Source organism: Amycolatopsis coloradensis, from assembly GCF_001953865.1.
GTDB classification, from domain to species: Bacteria; Actinomycetota; Actinomycetes; order Mycobacteriales; family Pseudonocardiaceae; genus Amycolatopsis; species Amycolatopsis coloradensis.
Genome location: NZ_MQUQ01000024.1, coordinates 1 through 25,135, shown reverse-complemented (window position 1 = coordinate 25,135; position 25,135 = coordinate 1). Strand labels below are relative to the sequence as shown.

The following is a 25,135-nucleotide window of genomic DNA, read 5'->3' as shown; positions in this document are numbered from 1 at the left end:
GGGCGTGAACGAAGACGTCCCCGGCGCCGGAGTCGGGGTTGATGAAGCCGAAGCCCTTGTCCTCGTCGTACCAGGCCACCGTGCCGTCGGCACCGTCCGTGATACCAGGCGCAGCGGGTGAGCCGGCTCCTGCTCCCAGCGGGATCACGTGCCCGGCCTGCGGGCCGCGCTCGCCGTCGACGATCAGGAAGGCCACCCGCTGCCCCTCGGTGACCACGCCGCCGGTCACGATGGCGGAGCTGTGCACGAAGATGTCGGCGCCGCCGCCGTCCGGCGACGCGAAGCCGTACCCCTTGCCCGGCTCGTACCAGTTGACGGTGCCGAGCAGGCCCACGGCGCTGCCGGTGGCCGCATCGGCGGTGACGCGAATGCGCAGCGCCTGGGGCCCGCGGTCGTTCTCGCCGACCTCGAACACGACGGCCTGACCCTCGCGGAGCATTTTCGCGCCGCCGTCCCCGACGATCTCGGAGGCGTGCACGAACACGTCCGGCGAGCCGTCCTCGGGCGCGAGGAAGCCGAAACCCCGTTCGGCGTCGAACCAACGGACGGTCCCTTGCGGCATAAAAGGCTCCAGGTCGAGAGGGCGGGCACTGGCCCCCAGTCTCCCCGACAGACCTCCGGTCCGTCGGGCCGGGTCCACAGGCGGGCGGTGCGGAGCCAGGGGTGGGCCGTTGGTTCACCTAGCGACACGCCGAGTTTTGAGACCAGGTCTAAAGCCTCAGCTGCAAAAGTTCGGCGTTGTGCTGGCCGACCGACGGCGCCGCGAGGGGCGCGAGGCGGCCGCCGTCGACGAGGATCGGCGACTTCGGGGCCAGGTGGGGGCCGACACCGGGTTGGTCGATTTCGTCGAACAGGTCGAGGTCGCGCAGGGCACCGCGGCCGAGTTCCTCGAAGGTCCGGTAGCGCTGCCACAGGATGCGGTGGCGATCCAGCGCGGCAGCTGCCTCGTCGAACGTGGTGCTCCGGAACCAGCGGGCCAGCAGTGTCGAGATCACGTCACGGTGTTCGTAGCGGGCGGATTCCCGCGAGAAGTCGATGCCCAGCGACTCGCTGAGGGCGGTGAACGCGGCGGTGAGGCCGGTGGCTGTCAGCAACTTCGTCCAATGGCGCTCCGTCAGCACCACGAGCATGACGCGAACTCCGTCGGCGGTGAGGAAGTCGCGGCCGTAGGTGCCGTAGACGTCATTGCCGGACTTGGTCCGGTCGTGGTCGGTGACCTGTGCTTCCGCGAGGTAGCCGAGATTGCCCGCGGTGGCCAGGGCGACGTCTTCGAGGGCGACGCGGATCGCGCGGCCCCGTCCGGTCTCCTGGCGGTGCCGTTCCGCCGCGAGCAGGCCGATCGCCAGGTACAGGCCGGCGGCGACATCCCAGGCGGGCAGCACGTGATTGACCGGTGCTGGAGCCTCGGCGGAGCCCGTGATCAGCGGGAAGCCGCTGCCCGCCTGCACCGTGTAGTCCACGGCGGCGCCACCTCCGGGGCGACCTTCGAGCAGGACGTGGATCACGTCGGGACGACGAGCGGACAGCTCCGCGTAGCCGAGATCCGGATGCCGGTCGGTGTTGCTGACGACGACGCACGGTCCACCGTGGACGATCAGGTCCACGACCCGCTTACGGTCCACTTCAGACTCCAGGTCGACGGCGACGGCGCGCTTTCCCTTGTTCAGCCCCGACCAGTAGAGACTGGTGCCGGAGTCGGCCAGCGGCCATCGGGTCCGGTCGGCCGCACCGCCGAGCGGTTCGACCCGGATGACGTCGGCGCCGAGCTGAGCCAAGGTGAGGCCGCACAACGGGGTCGCGACGTAGCTCGAGATCTCGACCACCCGCAAACCTGTGAGCAGCGCCGGGTTCGGGTCAGGCATCGTCGTCCTCCCGCCGGGTGAAGTCGGGCTTGCGGCGTTCGCGGTGGGAGGCGAGACCTTCGCGGACCTCCGGCCCGCCGAAGCCGTAGAACTCCAGCGCCAGCGAGGAATCGAAGATCGCGCCCGCGACCTGCCGGTACCACGCGTTCAGGCTCTGCTTGGTCCAGCGGATGGCGTTCGGGGCGCCGAGGGCCAACTCGCGCGCGACTTCTCGCGCGGTCGGCAGCAGATCGGCGTCCTCGTCGACGCAGAGGGAGACCAGGCCGATCCGCTCGGCTTCCTCGCCGGTCAGCGGACGGCAGGTCATCAGGTAGTACTTCGCCTTCGCCATGCCGCAGAGCAGCGGCCAGCACACGGCGGCGTGGTCACCGGCCGCGACGCCGAGGCGGGTGTGGCCGTCGATGATCTTGGCGGTCTTCGTGACCACCGAGACGTCGGCCAGTACCCCCGCGACGAGGCCGGCGCCGACAGCGGGGCCGTGGATGGCCGAGACGATCGGCTTCGAGCAGTCGATGACGTTGTAGACCAGGTCCCGGGCCTCGCGCATGGTGCGGGTTCGCGTTTCGTAGTCGTTCGACAGCTTCTCGACCAGGTCGAACGAGCCGCCGGCCGAGAATCCCTTGCCCTCGCCACGCAGGAGGACGGCGTTCACGTCCGGATCGCGGTCGAACTCCCGCCAGATGTCGGCGAGATCCGCGTGCGCGGCTTCGCTGACCGCGTTGAGGTTCGGCGCGTCCAGGACGAGTTCGACGACGCCCGCGTCGTCCGGGCCGTCCACCCGGAGGTTCTCGAAACGTGCGTAGCGGCTCATGCGCTTCCCTTCTTGCTCTGACCCAGAAAAAGGCCTTCGCGGTCGTACTTGCGGAGCTGGGCCAGGTCGTCGGCGCCCACCTCGGGCAGTTCCTCCAGATCGTCCGCTACCGCGAGCCCCCAGCCGCAGCGCGAACGGGCGTATTCGACGCGCTTGGAGAGTGGTTCGGGACCCGGCGCGACGTGGGTGAGGACGAGTTCGCCGTCGCGCCGGGTCAGGATCCCGACGTCGGTCACCACGGCACGTACGCGCGCACCGGGGCTCGTGACGTAGTCGCAGCGCTCGACGAATCGGCGCGGGCTCATCGTTCCGACGACCAGGGTCTCGTCGGCGTTGGTGACCACGTCGTTCGCGCCACCCGAGCCGACGAGGTGAGGGCCGCCGGTGATCCGGGTCGTGTTGATGTTGCCCAGCCGGTCGATCTCGGCCGCGCCGACGCAGGCGATCGACCGCGTGAACGGCCCGTTGACCACCGTGCCGAGTACCTGTTCCGTGTCGAGCAGCATCGACGACGTCGGGAAGTTCGCGAAGCTGAAGATGAACGGATCACCCGGTGTCGGCGTGTAGTCCCAGAGCCCAAGTTCGGCCGCGAGCGCGACACGGTGACCCTCCGCCTTCGCCGCCTCGACACCCACCCAGGCCGCGAGATTCGCCAGACCCGCACCGGCGAGGACGGCGTCAGCGCCGGTCTCCGCTATCCGTGCCCGGACGAGACCGGCCAGCCAGGTGGCCGCGCGTTCGGCCGGCGTCGCGGGGCCATCGTGCTCGCCTCGGCCGGTGGGTGGCGTCGGCTCACCGGCGGAGCGGACGAGGGCGCCGAGTCTGGCCTCGCCGAGCTTCGCGAGGTATGCGTCGTGGTCGGCGGGCTCGAGGATCCACTCCCGGATCCAGTCGTCGAACTCCGGCGATCGGCTCGCTTCCCGTGCGGAGATCCAGAACGCGACGTCCTCGGCATATCCCTCCACCGGCAGCCGCGTGCCCGCGGGCCCGGCGAAGACCCCACCTGGATGCGCTCCGAACGGTGCCTCGACGACGGCGAGCACCCGGTGCGCCGGAACACGGACCAGCGACGACCAGGGACGGAGATCATCGACGACCTTCTCCACCGTGGTTAAGACGCCCCGGCGGGCGGCGAACGCGCCGATCGACCCCTCGAACATCGGGGGAGCGATCGCGAGATTGCCCTGCCGGTCGGCGACCGCGGCGTGCACCAGCGCGACGTCCGGCACCAGAGGCGAGACCAGGCCCACCCGGCCGAACCGGGTGTCGACCTCCTCGTAGCCTTCGTTCCCGGCCATTGACGAGTCCCGCACGGATCCGGTCACCACGGCGGGCACCCCGGTGGCGGCGGCCCGCAAACGCTGGATGTAACTCAGGAACGACCAGTTCTCGACCTCGACCGAACCGTCGGCGTACGCCTTCTGGAAGATCGGATTCGGGGTGAACACCGGGAACGAGTCGCCGGAGTAGACGGTGACGACCTTCTCGACGCAGCCGGAGCGGAACAGCACGGCGCCGAGGGAGGAGAGGCTCGCCATGATCAGCGTGAACTTCGACGGCTTTCCCCAGTGCTGCCGGGCCAGTTCACGGACCAGCGCGCTCCAGCGGCTGTGGCCCATCATCACGTGCACGGCGTCACCGGTGCGGACGTGCCGCGCGATCGCCTCGTCCAGGCGGCAGAAGTCGGTCATGAGGGCACCCGCTCGACGAGGTTGACCTTCACATGGTCGGGACGCTTCAACGAGCCCTGGGGGACGAAGCCGACAACGGTTTTGACGTTGAGGGCGGAACGGATCCGTTGTTCGATGGTCGCGCGGAGTCCTGCCTGCTGTTCAGAAGTCAGACCGGTGTCCTCGACGACGACCGGGAGCGGGCGCTGCGTCGAATGTCCCTCGAAGTCGGCGCGGATCCGCATCTCGCCAATGGTCAGTTCGGCGACGAGTTGCTTGATCGCCGAAGGGAAGACGTTGATACCGCGCACGATGAGCATGTCGTCGGTGCGGCCGATGCACCGGACCTTGTAGCCGGTGCGGCCGCAGGAACAACCGGTCCCGGTGACGACGACGTGATCACGGGTGCGGAACCGCAGCAACGGGGACGCCCGGCGCCGCAACGCGGTGTAGACGAGTTCGCCTTGCGCGCCTTCGACCGGGGCGATCTGTTCGCCGGTGTCGGGGTCGACGAGTTCGGCGATCATCAGGTCGGGGGAGAGGAAGTGCATACCGTCGGCGGCTGCGCATTCACCCCAGTAGGTGCAGGCGATGTCCGTGCCGCCCAGCATCTCCCGCGACGTCGCGCCCCACAGCGATTCGAGCTTCTCGCGGACCGCGGGAAGACCACCGCCGGGTTCACCGCCGACACTGATCGCGCGGACACCGAGATCCCGCGCCGGACGGCCGACGATCGCCGGCGCCTGCTCGGCGAGATGGGAGAGGAAGTACGGGGTACCGATCAGTGCGTTGGGGCGCTGATCGGCTTGGACTCGCAGGAGCCGTTCCGCGCCGGCCTCCGCCCCGACCGGGATGTCGACGATCCCCATGTACTGGAGGATCTGCACGATCGGAAGCCCGCCGACGAACCCCTTGCTCATGCCGAAGGCGTGCAGCAGCCGGTCACCCGGGCGGAAACCGTTGGCATACAACGCTCGCGCGCCGAGTTCACACCAGGTGGCGATGTCGCCGGACGTCAGGCCGACGTAGGACGGGCTGCCCGTGGTACCGGACGATGCCTGGATCTGCACGACCTCGGACATCTCCGCGGCGACGTGCGTGCCCAGCGGCGGGGCGGCGGCGAGGCTGTCGCGCAGTTCCTGCTTCTCGGTGAACGGCAGCCCGGCGAGATCGGCCACGGACCGGATCTTCGCCAGGTCGGCACCGAGCTTCGCTTGATAAAAGGCGCTGTTCGCGGCCAGATAAGCGGCCTGCTCACGCAGGCGTTCGTCCTGGACCGCCCGGGCGACGGCGGGCGGGAGGGTTTCGACCGCACTCCAATACTGTGCGGAAAAGGGTGTGACTGCCACTTTGCTCACCTTCAGCTGACGACGACGAGGGTTTCGGCGACGCAGGCCGGTTTGGCCGCGCCGTCGAGTTCGACGACGTAGCGGGTCGTCACCGTCACCCCGGCCGTTCCGGGCCGGAGCTCGGTGAAGGTCGCGCTTGCCCGCAGCCGGGAGCCGACGGGGACCGGCGCCGGGAAACGGACCTTGCCGAGGCCGTAGTTGATTCGCGCCGTGCCGAAATCCAGCCGGTACAGCTCTTTCGCGAAGCGGGGGATCAGCGACAGGGTGAGGAATCCGTGCGCGATGGTCGTGCCGAACGGGCCGGTGGCGGCGCGTTCCGGGTCGGTGTGGATCCACTGATGGTCGCCGGTGGCTTCGGCGAACGCGGCGATTCTCGCCTGGTCGACGGTGAGCCAGCCGGTCGGGCCGAACTCCTCGCCGAGTACGGCCCGCACGTCGTCCGCCGAGGTGAAGACCCGCGTCACAATGTCACCTTCTCGAACACCGCGGCCAGCCCCTGACCGCCGCCGATGCACATGGTCTCCAGTGCGTAGCGTGCGTCCCGGCGGTGCAGTTCGCGGGCCAGCGTGGCGAGGATCCGGGTACCCGTGGCGCCGACGGGGTGCCCCAGCGAGATACCGGAGCCGTGCACGTTGAGCCGCTCGAAGTCGGCCGCACCGAAGCCCCATTCGCGAGTGCAGGCCAGGACCTGGGCGGCGAACGCCTCGTTCAGTTCGACGAGGTCCAGGTCCGCGAACTTCAGGCCGGCCTTCGCGAGCGCGGCCGCGGTGGCGGGAACGGGGCCGATGCCCATGATCTTCGGGGCGACCCCCGCGACGCCGTAGGAGACGAGCCGCACCAACGGGCGCAGACCGAGCTCGGCGGCGCGCTCGGGATGGGTGACGACGCAGACGGCCGCCGCGTCGTTCTGGCCGCTGGCGTTGCCGGCGGTCACGGTCGCTGCTGCATCCTGCTTGCCCAGCACGGGTCGCAACGCCGCCAGCGACTCCGGCGTGGTGTCGGCACGAGGGTGTTCGTCGGTGTCGACGACGACGGTGCCCTTCTTGGTCTCGACCGGGACCGGAATGATCTCCTCGGCGAACACCCCGGACTTCTGCGCGGCGACGGCGCGCTGGTGCGACGTGAAGGCGAGCTGGTCCTGTTCTTCGCGGGTGATCCCGTAGTCGCGCCGGAGGTTCTCGGCGGTTTCCAGCATTCCTCCCGCGACCGGGTAATGCTTGCCGCCGGGGGTCGCGCGGCCACGGTTGAGCGCGTCGTGCAGCATCACCCCGCCGCCCTTGGCGCCCCAGCGCAGGTCGGTGGCGTAGAAGATGACGTTGCTCATGCTCTCCGCGCCGCCCGCGATGATGACGTCGCTGACCCCGGCCTGTACCTGGAGGGCGGCTTGGACCACGGATTGCAGCCCGGAGCCGCAGCGCCGGTCGACCTGCATGCCCGGCACGGTCACCGGCAGCCCGGCGTCGAGCGCGGCGACACGGCCGATCGCGGGGGCTTCGGCGCTGGGGTAGCAGTGGCCGAGAATGACATCGTCGATCGCTTCGGGGTCGATCCCGGTGCGCTCCAGGAGGCCGGTGAGCGCGATGGTGGCGAGGTCGGCGGCGGGGACGCTCTTGAGCGAGCCGCCGAAGCGGCCGATCGGGGTCCGGACGGGCTCGCAGATGACGGCGTCACGCATGGGGAGTGCCTTCCTCGTGGGATTCGACTTCCAGGCTGGTCCTCGGCGTTCCACCAGGGCCGATCAGCTCCAGAACCGAACCGGTGACCTTGAGCTGGGCGGGTTCGCCACAGAACAACGGCGCCTGGTTCCGGTGCCTCAGGCGGCGTACCCGTACCGCGGGGCGGTCCAGGCGCAGGGTTTCGGCGAGCGCGAGGGACATCAGCGGGCCGTGCACGACCAGGCCGGGATAGCCCTCGGTGCGGGTGGCGTAGGGCCAGTCGTAGTGGATGCGGTGCGCGTTCGCGGTGGCCGCCGAGAACCGCATCAGCAGTGTCGGGTCAGTGGCGAAGTCCCACGTGCCCGCCTCGGCGCGGCGGAACGGCGCGCCGACGGGGTCGAAGTCGGCCGGCTTCGGCTCGGCGGGCGTGCCGCGGTCGCGGTAGATCAGGTCCTGCCGATCTTCCACGCACAACGCGCCATCCTCTGTGGACAGACGGGTGCGCACGACGACGATCACCAGACGACCGGATCGCCCCGACTTCTCCGTCACCGAGTCCACTGTGGATTCGCGGAGCACGGTGGCGCCGATCTTTAACGGGGCGTGGAAGGTGACCTCGCCGCCGGCGAACATCCGCCGCGGCAGGTCCACCGGCGGCAGGAACGTGCCACGAGCCGGATGTCCGTCGGTGCCCAGCACCGAGGAGACGGGCCAGCGGGGGAGAGCGACCCAGTGCCACAGCGGCGGCAGGTCGTCGCCGGGCAGCGGGGCGGGCAGCCCGTCGTCGAACAGGGCCGCCAGCGCCGCGACCGGCGCCGGATCGACCAGCTCACGGGTGGTGACGGTGTGCGGAGCCCGCTGCTCCATCACATGAACCTTCCGCCGGTCACTTCCAGCACCGTGCCGGTCATGTAGGACGACAGGTCCGAGGCCAGGAACAGAGCCACCGAGGCGATCTCCCCGACCTCACCGGCCCGGCCCATCGGGATCTCGGCCATCTTCTGGTCCCACACCTTGGCGGGCATCGCCTCGGTCATCGCGGTGCGGATCAAACCGGGCTGGATCGCGTTGACGCGGACGCCGTGGTGGGCGAGTTCCTTCGCGGCGGCCTTGGTCAGTCCGACGATGCCCGCCTTGGCCGCGGAATAGTTCGTCTGGCCGATCATGCCGACCTTGCCCGAGAGCGACGAGATGTTGACGATCGAGCCGCGGCTGCGTTCGCGCATGATCGCCGCGGCCTTGCGGACGCCGTTCCAGCTCCCCTTGAGGTGCACGTTGATCACCTGGTCGAACTGGTCCTCGGTCATCTTCCGCAGAGTCGCGTCCCTGGTGATCCCGGCGTTGTTGACCAGGACGTCCACCGGGGAGAAGGTCTCTTCGGCTGCGGCGAGCAGTTCGTCCACATCGGACGCTTTGGTGACGTCGCAGCGAACGCCGACACCTCCGAGTTTCTCGGCGGCACGTGCGGCCGCGTCGCCGTCGAGGTCGCCGAGCACCACGTGGGCGCCTTCGGCGGCGAACAGTTCGGCGATGGCGAGCCCGATGCCTTGGGCTCCGCCGGTGATGACCGCGGTCCGATCGGTCAGCAAGGACATTGTCGTTCCTCAGATCTTGTGGCGGGCGATGAGCTGGGCGGCGATGACGTTGCGCTGGATCTCGTTGGTGCCCTCACCGACGATCATCAGCGGCGCGTCTCGGAAGTAGCGTTCGACGTCGTATTCCTTGGAGTAGCCGTAACCGCCGTGCACGCGGATGGCGTCGAGGGCGACCTGCATCGCCGATTCCGAGGCGAAGAGCTTGGCCATCCCGGCTTCCATGTCGGCGCGTTCGCCCGCGTCGAGTTTCTCCGCGGCGTCGAGGGTGAGCAGCCGTGCGGCACGCATCTTGGTGGCCATGTCGGCGAGCAGATTCCCGACGGACTGGTGTTTCCAGATCGGCTTGCCGAACGATTCGCGTTCCTGCGCGTAGCGGACGGCGTCGTTCAATGCGGCCTGCCCGACGCCGAGCGCGCGGGAGGCGACCTGGATCCGGCCGACCTCCAGGCCGCGCATCATTTGCGCCCAACCCTGGTTCGGTGTCCCGCCGAGTACGGCGTCCGCGCCGACCTTGCGGCCGTCGAAGACGATCTCGCAGGCCTCGACACCGCGGTATCCGAGCTTCGGGAGCTTCTTCGAGATGGTCAGACCGTCGCCGGGCTCCACGAGGAGGACGCTCATCCCGCGATGACTGGGGGAGGCGTCGCGGTCGGTGATGCACAGCAGCCCGATGAGCCCGGAGTGGGCGGCGTTCGAGATCCAGGTCTTGGCTCCGGTGATCGAGTATCCGTCGCCGTCGGGGGCGGCGTGGGTGCGCATCGCCTGCAGGTCGCTGCCACCCGCCGGTTCGGTGAGCGCCATGGTCGCGCGGATCGCGCCCTCGGCCATCGCGGGCAGGTACTTCTCACGCTGTTCAGGCGTGCCGAAGGTCTTGATCAGGTAGGTGATGACGGAATGACCGCCGATCGCACCCGCCAGGCTCATCCAGCCGCGGGCGAGTTCTTCGGTGACCCGGGCGAAACAGGCGGTGCTGACATCGACACCGCCGTACTCGGCTGGGGCCAGCAGGCCGAAGAAGCCGAGCTTCTTCATCTCGTCGATGAACTCGGCCGGATAGACGTCGTCCTCTTCGAACTCGCGGACGCGCGGGCGGACCCGTTCGTCGACGAACTCCGCCACCAGGGCCACCATCTGTTTTTCGTCGTCGGACAGCGTCATCGCCGCAACCCTTCCTTTTCCTGCCGGAGGACGCGCCGCGCGCGATCCAGCACCGGCTTGTCGACCAACTGCCCCTCCACCGCGACCGCGCCGTCCCCGGCCGTGGTGACCACCGAATGAGCCCAGCGGATTTCCTCCCGGGACGGGCGAAGTGCCGCCGCGGCCGCCGAGACCTGCAGGGGATGCACGCACAACTTCCCCGTGAACCCCAGTTGGCGCGCGTAGCGGACGTCACCGGTGAGCCGCTCGGTGTTGCGCAGGTCGCCGGTCACACCGTCCACCGGACCCGGAAGGCCGCTCGCCGCCGACGCGAGAACGAGCGCTCCGCGCGCCGGAGCGAGCGCGTCGACGTCCACGGGATCGACCCCGAGTTCCGCCGCCAGGTCGAAAGTGCCCAGCGCCAGCCGGTGCACATTAGGCACCGACGCGATCTCCCGCGCGTCAAGTACTCCCCGTGCGGTTTCGATCAAGGCGATCAGGACAGGCAACACACCCAGCTCGCCCGCCGCGGTACGGGCGCCGACCGGATCGGCTTTCGGCAACATGACGACGCACCGAAACCGGGCCAGTGCGGCAAGATCTTCGTCGTGCCAGGGGGTGCCCGCGGCGTTGACCCGCACCGCGCAGTGCGGATGCTCGCCCAGCCAGGCGACAACCTGCTCGCGCGCGTACACCTTGCGCTCAGGTGCGACGGCGTCTTCGAGATCCAGTACGACAAGGTCTGCTACGGCACGCTCCGCCTTGGCGAACCGCTCCGGGCGGTCACCGGGAACGAACAGCAGCGTGGCGGCGTCCCGCACCCGGTTCACCAGACGCTCGGCACGCGTGGTCATCGCCGGGCTCCGCGCACCAGGCCGCCGCCGATGATCAGCCGCTGGATTTCGCTGGTGCCCTCGTAGAGCCGCAGAAGCCGGACATCGCGGTAGATCCGCTCGACCGGGAGCTCGCGCATGTAGCCGCTGCCGCCGTGGATCTGCATGGCCAGGTCGGCGACCTTCCCGGCCATTTCGGTGCAGTACAGCTTCGCCGCGGACGGCCCGATCCGCCGGTCCTCACCGGACACGTACCGCTTCGCCGTTTCACGCACCAGCGCCCGCCCGGCCAGCACTCCGGTCTGCTGGTCGGCGAGCATCGCCTGCACCAGCTGGAAGTCCCCGATCGGTGTTCCGCCCTGGGTGGCCGTCGCGGCGTGAGCGACCGATTCGTCCAGCGCGCGCTGAGCGGTGCCGACCGCCAGCGCGGCGATGTGCACGCGTCCGCGGGCCAGCGACGTCATCGCGGCGCGATAACCGGCGTCCTCGTCACCCCCGACCAGGCTCGAATTCGGCACCCGGACGCCGGTGAACGAGACGTTCGCGGTCCAGGCGCCTTCCTGGCCCATCTTCTTGTCCTTGGCCGCGACCTCGACGCCGGGAGTGTCCGCCGGGACCAGGAAGACGGCGATCCCCGTTCCGGACGCGTCGGCGGGACGGGTGCGGGCGAACACCACGAACAAGCCGGCAATGGGCGCGTTGGTGATGAAGCACTTCTCACCGTCGATCACCCAGTCTTCGCCGTCGCGGACCGCCTTGGTCCGCAACCCCGCCGGATTGGATCCCGCGCCCGGTTCGGTCAGTGCGAACGACGCCACGATCTCACCCGACGCGATGCGCTCCAGCCATTCGGCCTTCTGCTCGTCGGTGCCGAAGTTCACCAGCACCTGCCCGGCGATGCCGTTGTTGGTGCCGAACATCGACCGCAGAGCCAACGCGGTGTAGCCGAACTCCATGGCGAGTTCGACATCCTGCGTCAGGTCGAGGCCGAGACCGCCCCACTCCTCGGGGATCGCGTAACCGAACAGGCCCATCTCGGCCACCTGCTCGCGCAGATCGTCCGGGATCGCGTCGGTGTCCATGATCTCCCGCTCGCGCGGCATCACCTCCGCGCGGACGAAGTCGCGAACGAGGGTCAGGATCGGCTTGAAGTCCTCGGGGGTCACGGCTGACATGCTCCACACTATGCATCATCCCGGCAGCGAGCACAAAATATATTTTATCAAGTTCTGGTGTGGATCACAGTTCACGGGTTAGCTTCATCCGGTGAGCCGAAGCAATCTGAAGACGCTCGCCGCCCAGGAGATCAGGCGGCGGATCTTCGCGGGAGAACTACGGCCTGGAACCAAAATCGACCAGGACGCTGTCGCGGAGGAACTCGGGATCAGCAAGCTTCCGGTGCGCGAAGCGCTGATCACGCTCGACCACGAGGGCGTCGTCGAGCACATCGCCCGGCGGGGAGCCTACGTCGCCGAGTTGACCCGTGACGACATCCGGGACCAATACCGGGTGTTCGGGCTGGTTTCCGGTCTGGCGGCCGAGCGTGCCGCGAAGAGCCTGTCTTCGGAGAGCCTTCAGGCGCTGGGCGATCTCGCCGACCGCGCGGAGTCGTGCGTCGAGCCCGCCGAGCAGGAACGGCTCAACTTCGAGTTCCACCGGCGGATCAATCATGGTTCGGATGCACGCAGGCTCATTTCGATCCTCCGTACTCTCGGCAAAACGGTCTCGCACGGGTTCTACGAAGCCCACGAAGACTGGTCCGCGAAAGCGTGCGAAGACCACCGGCGGATCGTCGACGCGTTGCTGGCTCGCTCTGGCGACCGTGCGCGGACAGCAGTGGAGAGGCACTTCGCCGACGGCGCCGAGCGGGCCGTCGCGCTGCTGGAAGCGCAAGGGTTCTGGGACCGCGTTTAGTCCTCTAAAGGTTCTTGGGGTAAGGCAAACGTGGCGTGTCCTGAAGTCCCAGGCTTCGACGCTGAGCCGCGGTGACGTGTCGCGAAAGCCACTTTCGGGGCATGTGGTGTCGCGAAAGTGGCTTTCGCGACATGGGCTGCGGGCGCGGGGTCCGGGGAACGCGATCCGTTGGTGATGCTCTCCTTGACCCAAAGCAGGAACAAGCATAAAATAAAATATTAAGTAGTTGACGCAGGAGGCCGCCATGATCCCGGATCACGAACTGAGTCACCGGGAGCTGGCGATCCTTCACGCGGTGGCCTCCGGGCGAGCGGAGATCACGTGCAGCAGTGAGCCCGATCTGTTCATCGACGGGTTGCCGTGCTGCGACCAGTACACCGTGCACGCGCTCGCTCATCGCGCCCTGATCGTCCAGGTGCGGCCGGGGCCACTCGGGCATCGCGTCCGGGCCCGGCTGACCGCGGCGGGCGTGGCGGCCGCCGGAATCGTGGGCGAAGCGGCGTGAACACCGGGGAAGACGGCGAGCGGGGCGGCGGCCGGAAAGGTCGTCGCCCCGCTCGTGACCAGCGAGCGTTACTCCTCGTCGGCCCAGAGACCGCGCTCCTCGAGCACCTTGATGACGCTGTCGGCGCCTTCGAGGATGTGCTGTTCCGCGATGGTCCGCGCCTTGCGGACGTGCCGGCCGCGCAGCGCCTGGACCAGTTCCGCGTGATCGTTGCGGGTGGCGGTGACGTGCTCCTCGATCGAGGCGTAGAAACGGTTCGGCAGATGCTTGACCACGGAGCTGAGCAACAGTGTCAGCCGGTGGGAGTCGGCGGCGAGGTTGATCTGCCGGTGGAAGTCGTGTCCGAGCCGGGCGAGGGTTTCCTGGTCGCCGGCTTCGACGGCCTTCTCGAAGTCCTCGTTGATCGCTTCGAGCCGGGCGATCTGGTCGGGAGTGATCTTCTTCGCGGCGCGGGCGGCCAGTTCGGAGGAGAACTGGGCCTGCGCCCAGAAGAGGTCTCGGATGTCCTGCCGCGAAACCGGTGCGACGACGAAACCGCGACGGGGGACCAGCTCGACGAATCCCTCACTGCGCAAGGAGAGCAGACCTTCGCGGACCGGCGTGTTGCTGACGCCCACGGCTTCCGCGATCGGCTCGGTGCGCAGGAACTCGCCCGGTTTGACTTGGCCGGACATGATGAGCTCGCGCACGTAGGTGGCGACCTCCTCAGGCAGCTGCTGGCGGCCTTCACTGCTCCGGAGCCTGATCGAGTTGTCGGCCACCCGGCACCTCCCCAATTCGGTTGCGAACATCATATACAACGTTCTGTCGATTATGGCATGGCATCGACAGCTCATCACGCAGGTTGAAACATAATATTTCGTGGAGGGAGTGCGATGACGACCGAGGTGAGCGGGCCGTTGACCGGGGTGCGGGTGATCGCGCTCGCCGGAATGGGGCCGACGCCGTTCGCGAGCATGCTGCTGGCGGACATGGGTGCCGAGGTCGTGCGGGTCGCCCGCCCGGCGAACCGCCGGGGTCGCGCGCTGGGGCAGACCGAGGGGATGGCACCCGAGCACGACCTCGCCAATCGCGGGGTGGGCACGGTCGAGGTCGATCTCAAGAGTCCCGTCGGCGTCGATTCGGTGCTTCGCCTCGCCGAGGCCGCCGACGTGTTCATCGAGGGATATCGGCCCGGGGTGGCCGAGCGACTCGGCCTTGGGCCGGACACGCTTCTGCGATGCAATCCCGCGCTCGTGTATGCCCGTTTGACCGGGTACGGACAGACCGGGCCGCTGGCCCAGCAGGCGGGGCATGACATCAACTACGTCGCGCAGTCCGGTGCCCTGCACGCGATGGCGAGGGCGGGGGAGGTCCCGCGGCCACCGATCAACCTGCTCGGCGACTACGCCGGTGGCGCGCTGGCGGCGGCTTACGGGATCGTCTGTGCCGTACTGGAAGCCCGGTGCTCGGGTCGCGGCCAGGTGATCGATGCGGCGATGCTCGACGGCGTCGCGTTGCTGACGGCCAAGCTTCAGGGGCTGCGCGCCGCCGGTCGCTACAGCGACGAGCCCGGCACCAACTACCTCGATTCCGGTGCGCCGTTCTACGACACCTACCCATGCGCCGACGGGCGATACGTCGCGGTCGGGGCGTTGGAACCCGACTTCTACCGCGAATTCGTCTCGCGGCTCGACGTCGACTTTTCCGAATGGCCCGAACAGGACGACCGCACGGAATGGCCGCGCCTGCGGAAACTGATCGCCGAGGCGTTCGCGGCGAAGGATCGTGACGAGTGGGCTCGAATCTTTGAAGGTACCGACGCCTGCGTCACGCCGGTGCTCACGTTCGACGAAGCCGCGGAGCATCCGCACAACGTCGAGCGTGAGGTCTTCCGCCGCGTTGGCGGCGTGTTGCATCCGAACCCGGCGCCTCGGCTGGGGCGGACGCCCGCTCGTGAGCCGCGGCCACCGGTGGCGGACGTGCTGGACGTGGACCAGCTGCTCAGCGCTTGGTCAGCCGAGCCGTCTCCGAGGGCAGCATCCCGAAGCGCTCGCGGTACTGGTGGGCGAAGCGTCCAGGATGGAAGAAGCCCCATCGCGCCGCGATCTCGGTGACCGACCAGCGGGTGTCCGACACCAGTTCGAGGTGGACCCGGTCGAGGCGGACGCCGCGCAGGTACGCGGTGGGGGACATGCCGACCACCTCCTGGAACCCAGCTTGGAGGGCACGGGCGCTGATCCCGGCCTTGGCCGCGAGATCGGCGGTCGTGAGCTCCTCCTCGGGATACCGGTCGATGTGATCGATGATCTCCCGGATCTTCGAGTGCCTGCTGTGCGCGGGTTTGCTGTGCAGATCCGCGCTCAGCCGGCTGGGCACCGTCATGAGCAGCTGGCTCATCAGGGCCGATTCCAGTTCGTGGCAGGCAGCCGGGATCGTCGCGACCCCGCCCTCGCGGCTCAGCTCCGTGTAGAGGAAGCCCACGGTCGCGAGCAGTGCCTGCGCCGAACTGGACTCCAAAGGGAACGTAAGGTCGAAGGCGATTTCTTCGTCCATCGGCCGGCCGATCAGCTTCGCGGCGTGCGTTTCGAGGAGGTCCTTCGGCAGCTTGACGTGGTACTGCCACGAGTCGGCGCTCCACTGCACCATGACCGGGGCCTCGGGGACGAAGGCGACACCGGCCTCGCCCGCCGTGAAACTGCGGCCCACGCCGTTCTGTTCCACCGTGCTGTGCCCGGTGACCGGCAGGTTGACGTGGTAGCAGAGCCGCATCGCGGGGCCGAGGATGGTGGTGTCCGCGCCGTAGGACATCCGGGCGATCGTCAGCCGCAAGGAAGGGGCGAGGTCGAGCCGGAACTTCAGGTCGCGGCTTTCGGCCACGTGCACCTCATGGCTGGCGAAAGTCTTCGTGACCTGCTCGTGGGCGACGTCGAGGTAGCCGGTGCGGAAGTTGAGCGGGCGCATGACAGCCTCCTCGCGCCTCGTTGCGATCCTCTGAATATATCATATTTACATTGCCGAGGCTGGGACCTGCGAAAAGTGGATGCCCGCGCTTCGTTCACGGGATGGTGACGGTCGCCACGTGGGCTTAGGTTCTCCACACCAGTGCAGCACCGAGCACACCAGTGAAGTTGTGCGACATGAGTGAACAGAGCGATACACCGGTCCTCGAACGGACCCCTGTGGACGGCCCCTGCCCTCGCTGCGGGGCCGCCGAACTCCGCCGTTACCCCGTCGTTTCCGAGGGTGGCTGGTTCCAAGTCGTCAAATGCCAGAACTGCCTGCTGTCGATCCAATCCGCACATCGCTTTCGACGGCCTCGGTGTGGTCAGCGCGCCCACACCGTGGCCGCGCTATTCGGGCCGTGCTCGCGCCGGTGTCTCGGCGTTCGGCTTCGGGGGCACCAACGCCCACGTCGTAGTCGAGGAGTGGCCCAAGGCACCTGCTCCCACGCCTGCCGGCGAGCACCGGACCGAACTTTTCGCCGTGTCCGGCGCGGATTCCGACCGGCTCGCCGCCCAGGCCGCCGATCTCGCGGACTGGCTCGAAGAACGATCCGACACACCTCTGCCGTCGGTGGCCGCTGCCTTGGTGCGGCGGCGTGACCACGGCCGTGTCCGTGGCGTCGTGCGCGCGGCCGACCGTGCCGCCGCCGTCGCCGGGCTGCGGGCGATCGCGCGCGGTGATGCCGCGCCGGAGGTGACCACGGATCTCGTCCGTGCCGAAGCGGCCGCGCCCGTGTTCGTCTTCTCCGGATTCGGGGCGTCCTGGACCGGCGTGGGGACACGGCTGGCTGCCGCCGAACCCGATTTCGCCGCCGCCGTGGCCGATCTGGACCCCGTGTTCGCCGAGGTATGCGGTTTCTCGTTGCGCGACGCGCTGGAAGGTGACGACGGCGACCTCCGGGTGGCGCAACCGGCGTTGTTCGGTGTGCAGGTCGCTCTCGCGCGGTACTGGGAAAGCCGTGGGGTACGCCCGGCAGCCGTGGTGGGGCATTCAGTGGGGGAGGTCGCCGCCGCGGTCGTCGCGGGAGCGCTTGAGGTCCGGCAGGGGCTGCTGGTGGTCCTGGAGCGGGCGCGGCTTCTCGCCGGGCTGGACATCGCGAACGCGGGTGCGATGGCGGTGGTCGAACTGTCGGCGTCCGAAGTGGACACTCGGTTTCCCGGACTGGAGGTCGCGGTGTACGCGTCGCCCGGCCAGTGCACCGTCGCCGGGCCCGCGCCGGCCGTCGACCGCGTCGTGGACTGGGCGTCGGCTGAAGGACGGTTCGCCCGTCTCCTGCCCATCGGTGCGGCCGCGCATACCGCGGCCGTCGAGCCGGGGTTACGGCGATTCCGCGACGCTGTCGGGGCGGTGACGTCGTCGGCGCCCTCGGTCCGGGTGTTCTCGAGCGTGCCCGAAGACCCGCTGACGGAGCCGAAATTCGACCTCGACCACTGGACGGCCAACCTGCGGCGCCCGGTGCGCTTCGCGCAGGCTTTGCAGGCCGCCAGGGAACGCGGGCACTCGATCTTCCTGGAGATCGCGCCGCATCCGGTGACCCTGACCGCCATCGAGGACACCTGCGGCCCGGACACTCTGGCGTTGGCGAGCACGAGCCGCGACGCCGACGGTTTCATGCCCGCGCTCGCGGGACTGCACGCCGCCGGGCATCCCGGCGCGCTGCGCGGGCACTATCCGGTGTCGCCGGTCCTGGACCTACCCGGGCCACGCTGGCGGCATACCCGGTACTGGCGCGCCACGACGGCGTTTCCGGCCAGGCATCCGCTGCTCGGCGAACACGTCGAGGTACCGGAAACCGGCCGTCACTTGTGGCAGGCGGAGATCTCGGCCGAACGTCTCCCGTGGCTCGCCGACCACGCTTTGGAGGACATCCCTGTCTTCCCGGCCACCGGCTACCTGGAACTGGCTTTGGCCGCAGGCGGCAAGGCCGTCCGCGAGCTGACCCTGGAGGCCCTCCTGCACCTGTCGGCCCCGGTCACGGTCACCTCGAGCTTGACCGGTGACGAGTTCACGGTGCTGGCACGTTCGGCGGGCGAATGGGTCACACACGCCCGGGCCACGGTCGTGGACGACGACACGGCCGCCCCGCCGCCGCTGTCACGGGTCGAGGGGCCGGAGATCGATCTGTACAGCCGTTTCGCCGACGCCGGCCACGCGTACGGACCGGCTTTCCGCGCACTCCACGGGGTGCAGGCGGCGAACGGAGCCGCGTCCGCCCGCCTGACGCTACCCGAGGAAGCGGCACACCATCCGGCGTACGCGCTGCATCCCGCGCTCGCCGATGCCTGCCTCCACGTCCTCGCCGCGGCCGCGGCGAGTTCCGGGACCGCCCCCGGACGGTACGTGCCCACCGTCCTCGGCTCGGTCCGACTGTTCGGCGATCCCTCGCACGGCACCTGGTGCGCGGCGGAAGTCAACGGATCCACCCCGGAGGGCATCACCGGCACCGTCCAGTTGCTGGCCGACGACGACACCGTGCTGGTCGAATTCGCGCGAGTCCGTGCTTCGCGATTGAAGAAGCCGGTCACCGCACTGGAACCACGTTGGGAGCCTGTTCCGTTGCCACCGGCGACATCCGGCCCGAGAACCTGGGCGCTGGTGTCCGAAGTGGACGAATCTGAGCTGGCCGCCGATCTCGCCGAGGCGGGGGACAGCGTGCACACCGACCCCTCCCGCCCGGCCGACGCGGTGGTGCTGGTCGCCGGAGAGGCCGCCGATCCCGACGCCGCCCAGCGACAGGTGCTCCGGGTGGCCACTTTGGTGCGGGAACTGGCCGACCGGCCCGAACCACCACGTCTGTGGCTCGTCACCAGGGGAGCGCACGCCGTGCTACCGGGGGAGGCCGGTCGGCCCGGTCTCGCTTCTCTTCGGGCGGTGATCCGGGTGCTCGCTTTCGAGCATCCCGCGCTGCGCGCGACGCAGGTGGACCTGGATCGGATGGATTCGCTGGTCGCGGAACTCCGCGCGGACCAGCCGGAGGACGAAGTCGCCTGGCGCGAAGGCCGCCGCTTCGCCGCGAAACTGACCCGAACCGTCCCGGCGGCAGGCCCGGTCCCGGTCGAGCCCGGCGCCTACGTGATCACCGGCGGCCTGGGCGAACTCGGCCTGCTGACCGCCCGGTGGCTGGCGGACCACGGCGCGACCCGGCTGGTCCTCAACGGGCGGACCGGACCGGCTCCCGGCGTGCTCGACGGCCTGCGTGCTCGAGGGGCGCACGTCGACGTCGTGCTCGGTGACCTGGCTGAACCCGGGGTGGCCGAGCGGCTCGTCGAACGTGCGCAGGAGGGCGGCGTTCGCCTGCGGGGAGTCGTGCACGGTGCCGGCCTGCTCGCGGATCGCGTCCTGACCGAGTTGGACGCGGACGACCTGGCCCGCGCGTGGCGGCCCAAGGTCATAGGTGGCCTGCGGTTGCACGAAGCCACGAAGGACGTCGAACTGGACTGGTGGCTCGCGCAGTCCTCGCTGGCCGGGCTGGTCGGTTCGCCCGGTCAGGCCGCGCACGCGACCGCCAACGCCTGGCTGGACGCGCTGGTGGCGTTCCGGCGGGCCGCCGGTCTGCCCGCGACCACCGTCAATTGGGCCGCATGGACCCGTGACGGTGCCGAAGACCGGCTCAACGCCGGGCTGGCCTCGATCGATCCCGCCTCCGCCCTGGACGCGCTCGGCGCGGTCCTCGCCGACGGCCGTTCGGCGTTCGGCCTGTTGGACAGCGACCCGAACGCCGTCGCCGACGCCTTCCCGGCGTTGGCGGACCGGCCGTTCCTGGCCGGCCTCGTCACCCGCGCCACGCAGGCAGGGAGAAGTGGCACCGTCCAAGAACGCCTGCTCGCCTGCGTCACCGACGTCTTGGGGATTTCTCCACCGGATCCACGGACACTGCTGCTCGAACTGGGCCTGGACTCATTGACTGCCTTGCGGTTGCGCACGGCGGTGCTGCGGGAGTTCGGCACCCAGCCGTCCACCGCCCTGCTCTTGCGAGGGGCGGGAATGTCCGAGATCGCCGCCGCCATCGCCGCGGACCTTGGCATCGAGGCCGGCGCCGCTCCTGTCGTCGTCGGAGCCCGCGACCACGCGGAACGTTGGATCTCGTCACTGTGGCGGGACGTCCTGGAGGTACCCGAGGTCGGTGTCCATGACGATTTCGCCGACCTGGGCGGCACGGACGCCGCCGCTGGGCGGCTGCGCGAGGCCGTCACCCGGCGCCTCGGCGCCGAACCGTCCGGCCTGTTCGACACCCCCACCGTGGCCGCCATGTCCGACGTCGTCCGCGACCTGCTCGACGCCTCTCCTGAAGGCACCGTCCGCACCCTGCGAGCCGGGGACGGCCCGCCGCTGCACCTGTTCCATCCGGCGGGCGGGGCCACGAGCGTGTACCAGCCCCTCGTGACCGGGCTCGGCCGTCCGTGTCTTGGCTACGAGCGGATCGACCACTTCGACTCCGTCGAAGAGAAAGCCGCGCACTACGCCGACCTGATCAGCGTCCGACAACCGGACGACCCCTGCGCGCTGGCGGGCTGGTCCTTCGGGGGCTACCTCGCGTACGAAGTCGCCCGGGTGCTCACCGAACGAGGCAGGCGGGTCGGGCCGGTGGTGCTCATCGACTCGATCCTCCCGCTGCCCGGACCGGACACCGCACCGCTCGACCGGTTCCTCCGCTTCGCCGAACACATCGAGCGCACCTACGGCGTCCCGCTCGGACTCGCCCACCACGAACTCGCCGCCGTCGGGGAGGACGACCGGATCGGGCTCGTGCTCGACCGGGTCCGCGCGGCGGTGCCCGGGATCGGCGAGGGCGTCCTGCTCCACCAGCGGTTGTCCTCTGTGGACGCACTGCTGGCCGAGCGGTACACCCCGCGCCCGTGGCACGGAATGGTTGTGCTGCTCCGGGCGGATCAGCCGCATCCGCTGACCACGATGCTGGATCCGCGGTATCTGCGGACCGACCAGGCTCTCGGCTGAGACGCGCTGTGCCCGGAGTTGCGGGTGGTGCGGGTGCCCGGCGACCACGTCTCGATGATCGACCCGCCGCACGTCACGGCGCTCGCGGCCGCCTTGTCCGCCGCGCTCGACTCCCCGGAGGAATCCCGATGAGACGGCTGTTCAGGATCGCGACCGTTCTGCTCGTCGTCGCCGCGGGCGTGACGATCCTGTCCGCGGCGGCCGAAGGTGCCCGCGTCGTCGGCGAGGTCCGGATCGACGAGCGGACGACGGATCTCGCGATCGACTCGCCCTCGCTGGGCACCACCGCCATGGTCAGGGTGCTGGTCCCGTCGAACTACATCGCCCGGCCCGAACACTCGTTCCCGCAACTGTGGTTGCTGAACGGCTGTTGCGCCGATCAGGACACCGTGCCGACACCGGACTATCTCGGCTGGGCCGCGCACACCGACGTCGAAGAGTTCACCGCGGACAAGGACGTCGTGGTGATCATGCCCGCCGGCGGGTACGCCGCGTTCTACTCCGCGTGGCGCTCCGGGAAACCGGACTGGGAAACGTTCCACACGACCGAAGTGCGGCAAGTGATCGAAAGCAGATTTCGGGTCAACCAGACCCGCGCGGTGGCCGGACTGTCCACCGGCGGCTACGGCGCGATGGCGTACGCCTTCCGCCACAAGGGAATGTTCGCAGCGGCCGCGTCCTACAGCGGCCTTCCCAACACGCTGCTGCCCACCGCGGCCCAGTTGATCCAGCTGATCCTGGTCCGCCAGGGCCACGGGCCCGAGGACCTGTGGGGTTCGCAGTGGAGGGATCACACCGCCTGGAGCGCGCGCAACCCCTTCGATCACGTCGACGACCTGCGCGGCACCGCCCTGTACGTCTCCTCGGGCAATGGACGCCAAGCGGGAAACCCATGGTCGACCGATCCCATCGAAGCCGCCGCGTCGGCGTCGTCCCGTACCTTCACCGACAGGCTCCGGCTACGCGGAATTCCGGTGACCGTCGACTACTACGGCGACGGTACGCACAGCTGGCCTTACTGGGAGCGAGAATTGCGCACCTCGTGGCCGTTCCTCGCCGCCGCGCTGAAGCTGGCTTGAAGATCGGTGCCCCCTCGACCCGGCGACGTGCGTGGGACCACTGGTGAACGACGCGGCCCTGGCGCGGACCGCGGGGTTCATCGAGCGAGCGAAAGCCGACGGCACACGGGTTGTCACGGGCGGGCACCGGCCTCCAGGGTGGGAGGCCGACTTCTTCCATGAGCCGACGTTGCTCACCGACGTGCCACGGCGCACGGAACGGGCGCAGGAGGAAGTCTTCGGCCCGGTCACGGCCGTACTGACCTACCGCGACTTCGACGACGCCCTGGCACTGGCCCACGACACGGGGTTCGGCCTCGCGGCGACGGTCTACACGACCGACCGCGACGCCGCGGCGGTCGGACCCGCCGTCACGGCCCCGTTCGGCGGCCGGAATGGTTCCGGCTGGGGCCGGGAATCCGGCCCGGAAGGCATCCAGGAATTCACCAAGCTCAAGCAGATCCTCTTCGGACCCTTTTCTACTTCGCCGGTGAGGCGCTGTCGCATCTGGTCGAGAGCGGCGGGTCACTGGTCCCCTTTGCTCGACCGCAGGACTGATCGCCGGCCCGCCCGAAGCGGCCGGGTACACGGCGGACAAGGCGGCGATCATCGGCCTCACGAAATGGCTCGCCCGTGATTTCGCCCCAAGGGAGTACGGGTGAACGCGGTTTGCCCCGGCTTCATACGGACGCCGCTCGCGGAGGGGAGCATGGCTCATCTTGCCCAGCAAGAGGGCATCACACTCGACGAGGCCTCTGCGGCGAGCGCGGCCCACGTTCGTTCCGTTGCGTCGGATGGCGGAGCCTGAAGAGATCGCCGCGTGCTGCGCGCTCCTGGCCTCAGGCGACGCCTCGACCGTGGTCTTCGACAGCTGACCCTTTGTGGTGCCGCTCCCGGAGCGGCACCACAAGGGACGCCGTCAGTGGACCGGAGCTTTCACGGGTTCGCTCATTTCCGCGTTCCTGGTCTCGCGCAGGGCGAGCGTGCAGCCGAGACTGATCAAGCAGAGCACGGCGAGGAAGATCCCGAACGTGAAACCCCCGTGCGCTGCGGTGATTGCCGCCGCGACGAGCGGCGGAACCGCGCCGCCGACAACACCTGCCACGTTGTAATTGAACCCGGTGGCGGTGTACCGATAGCGCGTCTGGAACAACTCCGGCATGAATGCGCCGACCGGCCCGTACGCGAAGCCGGCGATGAGTGTCGTAACGCAAGAGCCGATCGCGAAGGTGACAGCGGAGGCCGAGTCGAGGATCGGGAACAGCGCCAGCGCCCACACCACCGCCACCGCGTTCCCGGCCAGGATGACCTTCTTGCGTCCCACGCGATCCGAGTACGCGGCTCCCAGCACGATCGCCAGCCCGAACATCAGGCCCGCCGCGATGCCGATCAGCAACACGGTCGTCCGGGGCAGCTTGAGCACGGCGGTGCCGTAGTTGATCAGGTACCCGACGGCGAGATAGTAGAAGGCGAAGGTCATCACGAGCACACCGGAGGCGAAGGCAATCTCGCGCGGCTGGCTCTTGAGCGCCTCCACGAACGGCGCCCGCGAGGTGCCCCGCTGAGACACCTCGCCCTTGAACACCGGCGTCTCGTCGATCTTCAACCGGACGAACAGCCCGATCGCGATCAGCAGGAGGCTCGCGATGAAGGGGATCCGCCAGCCGTAGCTGTGGAAGGTTTCGTCGGACATCGTCTCGCCGATGATCAGAAAGGTCACGCTCGCCAGCACGAAACCGATCGATCCACCCAGTGCGCCGAACATCGACCAGAAGCCGCGTTTGGCCTTGGGCGCGTTCTCAGCGGCCATCAGCGTCGCCCCGGTCCATTCGCCGCCGACCGCGAGTCCCTGCATGAACCGCAGGATGACGATGAGAATCGGTGCGATGACGCCGATCTGTTCCGCCGTCGGCATCAAGCCGACCAGTGCGGTGGCGAGGCCCATGATCAACAGCGTCGTGACCAGGGTCCGTTTCCGGCCCAGCCGGTCACCGAAGTGCCCGAACAGCACCGATCCGAGCGGCCTCGCGACGAACGCCACCCCGAGCGTCGCGAACGAGGCGACCACCCCGGCGGCGGAGCCCAGTGCGGGGAAGAACACCTTGGGGAACACGAGGGCCGCGGCCGTCGCGAAGATGAAGAAGTCGTAGTACTCGATAACGGTGCCGGTTCCGCTCGCTATCGCGATGCGCCGCATCGTCCGGTTGGTCACGTCGGGCTCGGTGGCCGCCATGGACACCTCTTTCGCTCGGCAGGGAGGAGCGAATCGGAAGCATTATGCACAAAATTTGATGTGTCAAGACCGTTGTGCCTGATCAAGAGGCTGGCCCCGTCTGGCGGTGGGACAGTCGGCTGAACCCGTTCGACTGCGGGGGCCCGATCGCTCGATAGACACGAACGCACTCGTCGGGCCGGATGAACGCGATCTGGCCCACTCGCGCGAACGCACTCGCGCCGGGGATTCGCGAGACCCGACGCATCAGTTCGACAGCCGTCATTGATCGGCGTGCCGGGTTCATCGTTTACGAGGGTGCGTACCTACTCGGTCGATCAGCTTCGGGCTGACTGGATACTTCGACGGGGGCTGGTTACCTGGCTGGCGATGCTGTCCGACCCGGCCCACATGCCCGGTCGCCGCGGACCGCATCCGTTGTCGGGCTGTTCGCCTGAGTCGTGCCGCCGGGGTCGCCCGCCTCTGAAATAGAAGAAACCTTCACTCGGTAGAGTTGAGTGAAGGTTCTCGCAACTGGTGAGATCTCACCTAAGAGCGTGTCTTACGTGGTGATCGGTTGTTGGTGAGCGATG

General features: G+C 68.9%; 20 protein-coding genes and 1 pseudogene. 6 read left to right on the top strand and 15 right to left on the bottom strand.

Annotated elements, in window-relative coordinates; translation table 11 throughout:
• The 12 genes from BS329_RS45285 to BS329_RS35980 all read right to left on the bottom strand — a co-directional run.
• On the bottom strand, positions 1 to 562 hold a 562-nt coding region (locus tag BS329_RS45285), incomplete at its 3' end, for a cold-shock protein (RefSeq protein WP_158075861.1).
• 148 nt (positions 563 to 710) lie between these two features.
• Positions 711 to 1,862 carry a CoA transferase gene (locus tag BS329_RS36030; protein WP_076167344.1) on the bottom strand — a complete coding sequence of 384 codons (1,152 nt, stop codon included), beginning with the start codon at positions 1,860 to 1,862 and terminating at the stop codon, positions 711 to 713.
• Positions 1,855 to 2,673, bottom strand: a complete 819-nt coding sequence (locus BS329_RS36025) for an enoyl-CoA hydratase/isomerase family protein (protein WP_076167342.1) — start codon at positions 2,671 to 2,673, stop codon at positions 1,855 to 1,857. Before BS329_RS36025 ends, BS329_RS36030 begins: the two co-directional genes overlap by 8 nt.
• A complete protein-coding gene (locus BS329_RS36020; RefSeq protein ID WP_076167340.1) occupies positions 2,670 to 4,364 on the bottom strand; it encodes a CoA-transferase in 1,695 nt (564 codons plus the stop codon). Before BS329_RS36020 ends, BS329_RS36025 begins: the two co-directional genes overlap by 4 nt.
• A complete protein-coding gene (locus BS329_RS36015) occupies positions 4,361 to 5,692 on the bottom strand; it encodes a phenylacetate--CoA ligase family protein (protein ID WP_076167349.1) in 1,332 nt (443 codons plus the stop codon). The genes BS329_RS36020 and BS329_RS36015 overlap by 4 nt, the downstream gene beginning before the upstream one ends.
• Positions 5,693 to 5,703: 11 nt before the next feature.
• The gene (locus tag BS329_RS36010) at positions 5,704 to 6,156 is read right to left on the bottom strand and encodes a MaoC family dehydratase (RefSeq protein WP_084750611.1); all 453 of its coding nucleotides are present in this window, start codon (positions 6,154 to 6,156) and stop codon (positions 5,704 to 5,706) included.
• Positions 6,153 to 7,367, bottom strand: a complete 1,215-nt coding sequence (locus BS329_RS36005; protein ID WP_076167338.1) for an acetyl-CoA C-acetyltransferase — start codon at positions 7,365 to 7,367, stop codon at positions 6,153 to 6,155. Before BS329_RS36005 ends, BS329_RS36010 begins: the two co-directional genes overlap by 4 nt.
• Complete coding sequence (locus BS329_RS36000; protein WP_076167337.1) at positions 7,360 to 8,214, bottom strand: HTD2 family dehydratase; 855 nt, start codon at positions 8,212 to 8,214, stop codon at positions 7,360 to 7,362. Before BS329_RS36000 ends, BS329_RS36005 begins: the two co-directional genes overlap by 8 nt.
• Positions 8,214 to 8,942 (bottom strand): 3-oxoacyl-ACP reductase FabG, encoded by a 729-nt coding sequence (gene fabG, locus BS329_RS35995; RefSeq protein WP_076167335.1) that lies wholly within the window; start codon positions 8,940 to 8,942, stop codon positions 8,214 to 8,216. The genes BS329_RS36000 and fabG overlap by 1 nt, the downstream gene beginning before the upstream one ends.
• A 9-nt stretch (positions 8,943 to 8,951) precedes the next feature.
• The gene (locus BS329_RS35990) at positions 8,952 to 10,100 is read right to left on the bottom strand and encodes an acyl-CoA dehydrogenase family protein (RefSeq protein ID WP_076167333.1); all 1,149 of its coding nucleotides are present in this window, start codon (positions 10,098 to 10,100) and stop codon (positions 8,952 to 8,954) included.
• On the bottom strand, positions 10,097 to 10,933 hold the full coding sequence (locus BS329_RS35985) for an HpcH/HpaI aldolase/citrate lyase family protein (protein WP_076167332.1): 837 nt from the start codon (positions 10,931 to 10,933) through the stop codon (positions 10,097 to 10,099). Before BS329_RS35985 ends, BS329_RS35990 begins: the two co-directional genes overlap by 4 nt.
• Positions 10,930 to 12,087, bottom strand: a complete 1,158-nt coding sequence (locus tag BS329_RS35980; protein ID WP_076167330.1) for an acyl-CoA dehydrogenase family protein — start codon at positions 12,085 to 12,087, stop codon at positions 10,930 to 10,932. Before BS329_RS35980 ends, BS329_RS35985 begins: the two co-directional genes overlap by 4 nt.
• 91 nt (positions 12,088 to 12,178) lie before the next feature.
• Here BS329_RS35980 and BS329_RS35975 point away from each other — a divergent pair, with 91 nt between their 5' ends.
• Both BS329_RS35975 and BS329_RS35970 read left to right on the top strand, forming a co-directional pair.
• Positions 12,179 to 12,826, top strand: coding sequence for a GntR family transcriptional regulator (locus BS329_RS35975; RefSeq protein WP_076167329.1), 648 nt, complete (start codon positions 12,179 to 12,181; stop codon positions 12,824 to 12,826).
• A 244-nt stretch (positions 12,827 to 13,070) separates the two neighbouring features.
• On the top strand, positions 13,071 to 13,331 hold the full coding sequence (locus BS329_RS35970; protein ID WP_076167346.1) for a hypothetical protein: 261 nt from the start codon (positions 13,071 to 13,073) through the stop codon (positions 13,329 to 13,331).
• 68 nt (positions 13,332 to 13,399) lie between these two features.
• Here the strand turns inward: BS329_RS35970 and BS329_RS35965 are convergent, their stop codons facing one another.
• Entirely contained in the window at positions 13,400 to 14,092 is a 693-nt protein-coding gene (locus BS329_RS35965) for a GntR family transcriptional regulator (protein ID WP_076167327.1), read from the bottom strand.
• 114 nt (positions 14,093 to 14,206) lie between these two features.
• Here BS329_RS35965 and BS329_RS35960 point away from each other — a divergent pair, with 114 nt between their 5' ends.
• Complete coding sequence (locus tag BS329_RS35960) at positions 14,207 to 15,427, top strand: CaiB/BaiF CoA transferase family protein (protein ID WP_076167325.1); 1,221 nt, start codon at positions 14,207 to 14,209, stop codon at positions 15,425 to 15,427.
• Here BS329_RS35960 and BS329_RS35955 read toward each other — a convergent pair.
• Positions 15,315 to 16,274, bottom strand: coding sequence for an AraC family transcriptional regulator (locus BS329_RS35955; RefSeq protein ID WP_076167324.1), 960 nt, complete (start codon positions 16,272 to 16,274; stop codon positions 15,315 to 15,317). The two genes, BS329_RS35960 and BS329_RS35955, sit on opposite strands and share 113 nt — an antisense overlap.
• Before the next feature lie 360 nt (positions 16,275 to 16,634).
• Here BS329_RS35955 and BS329_RS35950 point away from each other — a divergent pair, with 360 nt between their 5' ends.
• From BS329_RS35950 to BS329_RS35940, 3 genes and pseudogenes are all read left to right on the top strand, one after another.
• Entirely contained in the window at positions 16,635 to 21,272 is a 4,638-nt protein-coding gene (locus BS329_RS35950) for an SDR family NAD(P)-dependent oxidoreductase (RefSeq protein WP_076167322.1), read from the top strand.
• Between the two features lie 128 nt (positions 21,273 to 21,400).
• A complete protein-coding gene (locus BS329_RS35945) occupies positions 21,401 to 22,351 on the top strand; it encodes an alpha/beta hydrolase (protein ID WP_076167320.1) in 951 nt (316 codons plus the stop codon).
• 22 nt (positions 22,352 to 22,373) lie between these two features.
• Positions 22,374 to 22,967, top strand: a pseudogene (locus tag BS329_RS35940) (aldehyde dehydrogenase family protein); the annotation flags it as partial.
• Positions 22,968 to 23,249: 282 nt separating this feature from the next.
• Here BS329_RS35940 and BS329_RS35935 read toward each other — a convergent pair.
• Positions 23,250 to 24,563: an MFS transporter gene (locus tag BS329_RS35935; RefSeq protein ID WP_076167317.1), complete on the bottom strand. Its 1,314-nt coding sequence runs from the start codon at positions 24,561 to 24,563 to the stop codon at positions 23,250 to 23,252.
• Between the last annotated feature and the right edge of the window lie 572 nt (positions 24,564 to 25,135).